The organism is Pontimicrobium sp. MEBiC01747 (assembly GCF_053601635.1).
In genome coordinates this window covers 1-8568 of record NZ_JBSHNS010000092.1, presented here as the reverse complement: position 1 = coordinate 8568, position 8568 = coordinate 1, and the positions used below count along the sequence as shown (strand labels likewise).

8 protein-coding genes are annotated in these 8568 nt (G+C 35.0%); all 8 read right to left on the bottom strand.

The genetic code is table 11. The features are described from left to right. Nucleotides 1–1069 (bottom strand): recombinase family protein (locus tag ACVC2P_RS01745; RefSeq protein ID WP_452596762.1); only part of this gene is annotated, 1069 nt, incomplete at its 3' end. Nucleotides 1070–1141: 72 nt separating this feature from the next. Next, on the bottom strand, nt 1142–4189 hold the full coding sequence (locus tag ACVC2P_RS01740; RefSeq protein ID WP_452596761.1) for a type IV secretory system conjugative DNA transfer family protein: 3048 nt from the start codon (nt 4187–4189) through the stop codon (nt 1142–1144). Between the two features lie 2 nt (nt 4190–4191). Further along, nucleotides 4192–4779: a hypothetical protein gene (locus ACVC2P_RS01735; RefSeq protein ID WP_452596760.1), complete on the bottom strand. Its 588-nt coding sequence runs from the start codon at nt 4777–4779 to the stop codon at nt 4192–4194. Between the two features lie 169 nt (nt 4780–4948). Continuing rightward, nucleotides 4949–5437, bottom strand: a complete 489-nt coding sequence (locus tag ACVC2P_RS01730) for a hypothetical protein (RefSeq protein WP_452596759.1) — start codon at nt 5435–5437, stop codon at nt 4949–4951. Next, complete coding sequence (locus tag ACVC2P_RS01725) at nt 5424–5780, bottom strand: helix-turn-helix transcriptional regulator (protein WP_452596758.1); 357 nt, start codon at nt 5778–5780, stop codon at nt 5424–5426. Before ACVC2P_RS01725 ends, ACVC2P_RS01730 begins: the two co-directional genes overlap by 14 nt. Before the next feature lie 281 nt (nt 5781–6061). Continuing rightward, complete coding sequence (locus tag ACVC2P_RS01720; protein ID WP_452596757.1) at nt 6062–6397, bottom strand: replication protein; 336 nt, start codon at nt 6395–6397, stop codon at nt 6062–6064. A gap of 57 nt (nt 6398–6454) precedes the next feature. Further along, a complete protein-coding gene (locus ACVC2P_RS01715; protein ID WP_452596756.1) occupies nt 6455–7342 on the bottom strand; it encodes a tyrosine-type recombinase/integrase in 888 nt (295 codons plus the stop codon). 463 nt (nt 7343–7805) lie between these two features. Then, nucleotides 7806–8568, bottom strand: a 763-nt coding sequence (locus tag ACVC2P_RS01710) for a tyrosine-type recombinase/integrase (protein WP_452596755.1), incomplete at its 5' end; no start/stop codon positions are given.

Sequence of the window (8568 nt, the reverse complement as noted above, 5' to 3'; positions counted from 1 at the left end):
CAAGATTTGTTTGTAATTGTTTAAAATACTGTTCAATGTTTGATTGAGAATCGAGATATGAATGGAGTTCTGTTTTAAATATTTCTTCTAGGTCTTCTTTGTTAATGAGGTTTCCACAATGATCTTTGCAAATATAGTTTTTGGTTTTGTTGTGAGTAAACATTCTCGCTCCACAATGGCAATATACATATTGAGTGAACAAATGAATTTTGGTATTCATTGGTTTTTTTCTCGGGGAATATTGATTACGTAATATGGTATTAACATTTTCCCAAAGTTCTTTGGGAATAATAGAGGCTACTTCATGAAAGAACCACTCTTCTTTTGGTTTCTCTATTCTCTTCCCTTCTTTTGAAACAGTACTATGATTCATTCTGTATAATCCTTTATACACTGAATCAGTAAGAATACGTTTTACCGTAGAATCAGAGAAGAGATTACCTTTTCGTGTGCGATACCCTTTTTCGTTTAGCAAGCGAGCAGTTGTTCTTTTTCTTTTACATTCTAAGAATGTTTCAAAAACCGCAGTGCAAACAGCTACTTCATCTGGATTAATTTCAAGTTTCTTATCTACATATTGATAACCTAGTGGAGCATGTCCGCCAATACGTTTTCCTAATTGTGCTCGCGTAATAATAGAGCCATTTATTCTCTCAACAATCATTTCTCTCTCTAATTGAGCATTTGATCCCATCGTTCTATAGAAATGCCTTCCCATTGGTGTTGACATATCTATGGACATATTCATAGCTATTAATACTGCTCCATACTTATCAAAGTATTCAGCTATTTCAATTAGTTCTCTCGTATTTCTTGCAAGTCGTGATATTTCGGAAAAAACAAGACCATCTATAAGACCAATTCTAATATCACGCATCATTATTTTGGCTTCTGAATACTTCATAACTGATTCACCACTAAGTGCGCCAAGACGATATATCTTTTTAACTTCCCAACCTCTATTTTTGATAAATTCTTCTCCTCGTACTTGATGATGTACGTCGCTTTCAGTAACTAATTGTTTTGGGTCTGATACACGAACCCAAAGACCCATTGCTTTTTTCTTCATAAAGTGCTGTATTATACTGTTATTTCTGCTTTAATTTAGGCTAGATAGTTCACTAAAACAAGGCAATATTCCTTACTTTTTTTTCGATTTTTTACAGAGTTTTGAGATAAGATTATGTAGGGTTGTTCCCTTTTCTTGAGCATCAGAATCATTAATATCTATTTGATTAGATGTTACACGATAACCCCGTACTTTTTTGACTTCTTTCTTCTCTTTCTTCTCTTTTGGCTCTAATGCATTTAATGCTTTAATAATGCCATCTTGAAGCATGTATTGAACTTTTTTAAGATCTTCTTTTTTGAGAATTTCAGCAGCCCGCTTTTTGATGTTTCGGAGGTGCGTTTTACTCTCGCAAACCATGTAGATATGTTGGTAGTGAGCATTAATACATTTCTGAATATTTTTTACTTCATATTCAATTGAGTTCGTAATGGAAATTTCGATAGCTATAGCAAGATTTTCTCTTTCTAGGCACACATCAATACGTCCTCCACTCACGTCTTTTTCTAGCGTTACTTTGTACCCTCTTTGTCTCCCTATTGTCTGTACATACTTTTGTAATGTTATATGTTTTTGTGTTTGTTCTTTATGTGTCAACTCCTGCAAAAAGGCTTGTTTCTTTTCCTCAAGTGATGTTGCATCTTTTGTGATAATTGACTCTACTTCATCTATGATAGGCTTTTCTACATGTTTTTCAGGTATATTAACTTCTACTTCTTTCGGTTCAACAGGAGTTTTCTTTTGATCTACTTTGGCATTAGGTAAGAGCGTTGCAAGTAGCTCTGATAGTTTTTCTTTTGTTTGGGCATAACGTGTACGTGATGCGAGAGTAATATATCCTGCAAAAGTTTGCTCTTGTGGTTTTCTCTTAAGAGGTAACGTTTGCACATTAAAATCATTACTTCGCTTTATCATACGTACCAAAGCTTCCCCACGTCCAAGTTCCATAAAATCTTCTGCATCAAAAAAGGAATAGCTTCCTGCTATTCGTTTGCTGTCTTTGTCTCCTTGTCTAAAAAATATTTGTGTCGCCGTATTGGTAAGCATTGAGTTTAATAAGTCATGCTGTACTTGCTCTAAATGTTGTAGTACTAATATGAGAGATAGATTGTATTTTCTTGCCCCACTTAAGATATTTTCAATCACAGGACTATTAGCATAATTTTGACTTTCATCAATATACAAGTGGATTGGCTTTCTGTTCCCTTTCGATTGGTTTTGGCGTGCAAAAGCGACTTGGTTAATTTTGGTGATGATAAGGCGGGCGAGGAATTTAGAATTTTCAAAGCCAATCAATCCAACTGACAACTGTATTAATACAAGTTTCTGTTCCTCTACCAATTCATTAAAGTTAACCCCTTTGGTTTGACAAAAGATATTGCGTAACAATCGTGTTTGCATAAAGGAATCAATACGTAGCAACAGTGGCGAAAGTTCATTACGTCTTACTAAGGGAAATTCATTCTGCCAGTAATATTGGAGTATGGGATCATCGAGTGTATCAAGGAATTCTTGTCTAAAATTCTGTTCTAATAAAAAGCGTTTCATATCTAATATGGATGCTTCTTTTTCGCAGTAGACAAAGGTGGATATGGTCTTTTGTAATACCGAGTTTATCCTATCACCTGAACTAATCCATGAATCCGAAAAAGCAGAAGCAAGATCAGAAGCTAAAACTGTTTTTTCAGCTTCACTTTCGGCTCCGAAAATATTAAAGCCAAATGAGTACTTATCATCAGCCATATTGATATAGACGACGTTGTTACTTTCATGTACGGTTATCGTCTCCAATATATCATTAACCAAATCTCCGTGTGGATCTATAACAAAAGTTGCATTGTTATATTGTAGATCCTGATACACTAATTGTTTTACTAAGTGCGTCTTCCCTGTTCCTGTGGCTCCGCCAATAACCATGTGTCTGCTGAAGGTGTCATCATCAATGCCAGCAGAGTACTCTTGTCCTTCATGCTGATTGATACCAATGACATACTTTTTGTCTTTGGCAATTTCAGGAAGTAATTTTGTTTTACCTCCTTGAGTACCGAGTTTGATTGAGGTAATAGTATTGTTAGGATAATGCACAAAGGTATTGAGTTCGTTACTGTTTAAGATAAACCCTAAACGATTACTTAACCTATTATGTAAATTGTATTCATGGAAATCATACGAATACCCCTCGTTAGAGAGTGGTATTAATTTGTTGTATTCTGATTGGGAAATACTAGCAACGCTCTGTGCTAGTTGCCTCACGAGATAGCTACTTCGCTCGGCGGTGTTGCCTTGGGTTGCAATACGAAAAACAACCGAAAACAGAGGGTTTGATATTTTTTCTTTAGCGCACTGTGGCATTTCTGGCGCATCTTCAAAAAAAGAACCACCTGCCCCATCACTTACCGAAGTGGTAATGTCTTTGGCAAGTGGTGACGTAATGCCTTTAAACAGTATTTGAATAACGGCTACATCATGAGCCGTGATTGTTTCAAGATTTCCAATGATAGCGGTTAATGGATCAAGGCTAAATGATGAAGTCGTTTGTATCGGGCGCATAAACTCATCGGATAATCCAAAATCTGCAATAGCAATATCTCGCTCTCTGTCAAAGCCAAAAGACCCTATATCTATTTCGGATAACTGAATGGTTGGAAAGTAGGCTCGACATAAAGAGTGTATTTGTTCGCTGTCATATTCATCACAAACGATTTGAATGGTAATCGTTTCACTATTACCTACTATCTCAAAAGATATAGGTTCCGTTGTAAAGGAGAGCATGGAAAGAAATTCGACATTACGCAGAGGTGAAATATCTTCACCAAAAGAAAATGACATACGGTAACCAATGAGCGTACTTTCTCTATGTTCTAAATACTTCGGTGTTCTATCTATCTCAACTATTTTTTGTTTCTTGTTTTCTTGTAGTGGTGATAACAGTTTGGTTACGCGAGAAAAAAGAGAGGCTGCTCGTCCATCATCAATTATAGGTGCTTGATACCTTTGATGCTGAAATGGAATATACGGCGGCTCTATATCTACAGGAGTATCGAAGTGGTAATATCCACGATTACGATACTCCCATTGGTAGAAATAGAGTGTTGCTTGTTCACTAATCGTTAAATGCATGGCTAGCGCTTAAAGACATCATTAAGTATTGGCTTACGTTCTGATTCGGTTAGAGTGCGTACACCTTTTTCTTTGGTAATCTCATCGATGACTTTTAACACTGAACGCTGGGCGTAGGTCATAAACATGGAGGCAGTATCAACGCTGTAGTAAGTTATTGGATAGAGTTTCATAGCAAGCCAATCACCAACAACAGGAATTCGAGCAATGAGAATTTTCCAAATTGAATTTCTATACAACAACCACCATGATACAAAAAAGCCGTTACCAAATTTAGCAGCGCAAACATTGTATTCATATTTCTTCCATCGTACGCGGAGATATATTCTACTTGGAGAAACACCCTTAACGCCTTCTCTGATGTATGTCTCCTCTGCTCGGATGTTCCTAATACCATGTGATTGTAACTCTTCTCCTAGTCGCTGATAAAACTCTTTGGGTGAAAAATCAAAGTTGTCTATCAAGATGTTCCAATTGGAATGGTACTGTTTAAGAATAGAACGGAATAGGAATTTGAAGATGAAAATGGTGATAAAAATCCACAGTGCGATGGTTCCGTACGCCATGATGTACATAATAATTTCTGACATAATAATTAAGTTTTTAAATGATTAATACAACCAAAATTTACTATGCTTTTTTAGTACAACAATGAAAAAAGGACAAGAGGGGTTTTGAGGAGGATAAGATCGTGTTTTTTGAGGATGAAATTTACTTTTAGGATATAAAAACACTTTTAAAAAAGTGTTTTTAGTAAGGTTATTCCAAATAATGATGCGTCAACATCAAAGCAAATACATCAAACAATCCCATATTATAATCCTCTAAATCAGAGTTCATTTTAAATTGTGGTTTCCTCAATACTAATTCTGGATACCATTTGCATATTGTATTTACGATACCAAACTTTGACTTACCACCAAATTGGGAAAAGACTTCTTTAATCTGTTTTCGAGAGTATTGATATACAGGAATATCGTGTGTTTCTGCTTCATGTTTAAAGCCGTTAATAATCCCTATGGTTCGTTTACTAATCCGTGTATCCTCTTCTTCATAACCTCTTAGAATAACCAAAGCTGGTTTGTATTGTTTCAGTAACTTATGCAAACGTTTAATGTACCTATCTTTCGTAAATGGGCGAATTTTTGATATGCCATAGTTAAGTAACTCTTTGGGATTTTCGCAAATGAGATAGCCCATTCCAAAGTAATTTGGATAGAGTACCAGCGTTAAATCAGGCGTTTGCATATTGCGTATGTAGTGCTTCTAAACGATCTACGATGATATCTAAACTCATGGTGCGTTTGGCACTTGTTTTTGTTTGGTAGCCCTTTTCTAACTCCCCTTTTAAACGTTGTGCATTCTCCATACAATCATAGATTGTTTCTGGATATTGATATTTAAATAATTTTTCAAGTGGAACTTTTAAGATGAGATGATAAGCGAGTGCTATTTTCATATTGGCATCAAGTTTACCCGATTCTATCTTTGAGAGATTTCCTGTGTCATAGCCAATGATAGATGCCATGTCTTGCAAAGAAAGCCCTGTACGTTCTCTATTAATTTTTAAAAAATTGTGTGTGTGTATCATATTAAATTAATAGGTGTTGTGTTATTCTCATGCAACACCAAGGACATCATAAGGGTTTTTATTTTGTGTATGTAGATAACCAGTTTTGTATGTCATACAATTTTTTTTCGCTTGCGCTCTACTTTTTTATTCAGCTTTAATATTAGCTTGTACGATTGTATATGCGTTGTTTTTCTTTTTTTAATGTTTTCTGAATGTAGATAGAACTTACTTCCAAGTACATATTGTATATATAATTATTGTAGTCTGAACTTACTTCTAGGGTTCTCGGTAGGTAAGTTCTATGGTGGTGGTATAAAGCGGTAATAGAGCTTGTAAGACCTTCGACGCTGCGGCGTGGTAGTAACATACTTCCCGTGTTCGTTTTTAATACTAATGAGACCTTTTTTTAACAATGAGGATAGGGCTTCTGAAACGGAGCGTTGAGAGAGATTGGTTTTTTTGACAAAAAACCGCCCAGAAATCCAATCCCATTGTTTGTGTTTTTTAGTACCTGGTTCTACAAAACCATAAGTTTGACGAATGATGACAAGCAGTACTTTGAGTTCTGCATACCCTAGCTTTGGTAATATTCTAAAGAAGGTATTGGGTACATTGGTAAAAGGATAGTATGACATTCTTTTAGAATAGCTATGGCTATAGTTTAGTTATAGGTAACTTGTTTTGTATATCAATTAGTTAAGAGGATGCTTAAACATTTGAGAACGCAAATGTTCTGCTGTTGCAGATAGATAGATTGTTGTTGTCTTGATATCACTATGCCCCATCATTTTTGACAGACTAAAAATATCACATCCACCCTCAATCATAAGGGTGGCAAATGTATGACGGAGTTTATGAATCGTAAATGGAATTCCAGAGGCTTCTTTTATAAGATTTGTTAAATGCTTTAAACCAAACTCGGTAAAACCCGAATTTCTATTTGAAGACGTGAAAAACTCTGGGCAGGTCTTCCGCGCTTTTTTACGTTCTATCAAATAACGATTAAGGCTTTGAGCAAGCGTGTAACTTATAGGAATAATACGGTCTTTGTTTCCCTTACCTTGCCTAACAAAAATGCTTAAGTTTTGCGTATCAACATCTGTTAGCTTTAAATTAAGAAGTTCACTTTTACGAAGTCCAGAAAATAAAAAGGTGGCAAAAATAGCATGATTTCTATATTTCAGATAATTATGAGTATAGGGATAGTTATATACTATTTCAAGCAATTTAAGTGCATCTTGTTTTTTTAATCGTTTAGGAAGATGGGGTTCTGATTTTGGTAATACCATCCCCTCAACAGGATTAGATACCAAATGTCCTCGTTCTTTGCACCACCTGAAGAACACAATGAGGGTCATGTAATAGGTTCGGTACGTTGCGACTTTCCAATTCCTCTTAACTCTGCCGTTCAAAAAGAATTGCTCTACAAGTGGTCTATTTACCTCCTCAATATGCGTAATATCAGTATGACGATAAAAAGCACCAAGCTTTTCTTTGTAACGCTTAACGGTTGTTTTAGAGACTCCTCGAATATGTAATGAGTGGTAACAAAAATCCTCTACCAATAGTTCAAAATTCATGTAAATAATACAATGTTTTATCACTATTAGGTAAAGGATATTTCGTGTACTCTACGGTCAATAAAGCTAGAGTTGAGACCGCTGAAGACCTTTTTTTAACGTTCAGATTGCTCTAAAACGTTAATTTATAAGGGGAATTTGTGGACCTGACAGGACTCGAACCTGCCACCTCGTCAGTGCAAGGGGTGTTATAACTGCTAAATGTCTCTAAAACGTTATTTTATATAGGTTTTAGAGAGATTTTGTAATCTATACAAGTATTTTTTCACGGTCACATCCCCACACGAAATTTCAATTTAAAATAGTGATATATCATTGTGTAAATCCAAGTTAATGGATGGTTAATGATAATATATCGACTTATTTATTTTAGCAGATAAACATGGAAAAGCCGAATAAATCCAATCGTTTGTTAGTCAATAAATAAAATATTACATTTAACTACTTCCCTACAACAATATTGTTAATAGTTAATTTGTTGTATATATGTTCGTGAAGTTTCTGTCTTGATGGAACGCAAATATATCTGTGTTGTCTTTATTGAAACATGCCCAAGAATATTCATAATACTCATAATGTCTGCATTTTCTAGTGCAAGTTTGCATGCAAAAGTATGGCGGAAGCGATGCAAATGGAATTTAACCCCAGATAGCTTAGTATATTTTCTAACCCAATGTTTAAGACCATATTTCGACAGTGGCGTATCACTCTTTGTGGAGATAATAAGTGAATCACAAGTAAACTTTAATCTTTCTCGTTCCTTTAAAAAGGATTTAAGATGAGATGCTAATGTAAAATGTAATGGGATATATCGGCTTTTCTTAGATTTAGAAGTTTTTCCGTTAATAAATATATTTTTCTGTACAAAATCAATATCGCCAATTTTTAATGCCAACAGTTCCCCACTTCTGATACCTGTATACAGTAAGAGTTCTGCAATAATTAAATCACGTGTGTATAAAAAGTGATTATCAATATTATTAAGCGTAATACTTGACAGTATTCTTGATACCTCATTATCAGTTAATGCCCTTGAATCATCATAGGTTGGATTGGATGGTCGTGTAAGCTGTTTGCAAAAATTTTTTGGAAGATCTTCTTTTGTTTCAAGCCATCTAAAAAACGCTATAAGTTTATTATAGTACGTTTTTATCGTTGAGGGTTTAATCCCTGTTGTTACGGTATCTTTCCCAACAATACGTTTTCTATTGGATAAACGTTTAAAT

Coding starts and splice junctions, on each gene's coding strand:
- ACVC2P_RS01740 (WP_452596761.1), bottom strand. CDS start 4,189: ATGCATTTAACGATTAGTGAACAAGCAACACTCTATTTCTACCAATGG.
- ACVC2P_RS01735 (WP_452596760.1), bottom strand. CDS start 4,779: ATGTCAGAAATTATTATGTACATCATGGCGTACGGAACCATCGCACTG.
- ACVC2P_RS01730 (WP_452596759.1), bottom strand. CDS start 5,437: ATGCAAACGCCTGATTTAACGCTGGTACTCTATCCAAATTACTTTGGA.
- ACVC2P_RS01725 (WP_452596758.1), bottom strand. CDS start 5,780: ATGATACACACACACAATTTTTTAAAAATTAATAGAGAACGTACAGGG.
- ACVC2P_RS01720 (WP_452596757.1), bottom strand. CDS start 6,397: ATGTCATACTATCCTTTTACCAATGTACCCAATACCTTCTTTAGAATA.
- ACVC2P_RS01715 (WP_452596756.1), bottom strand. CDS start 7,342: ATGAATTTTGAACTATTGGTAGAGGATTTTTGTTACCACTCATTACAT.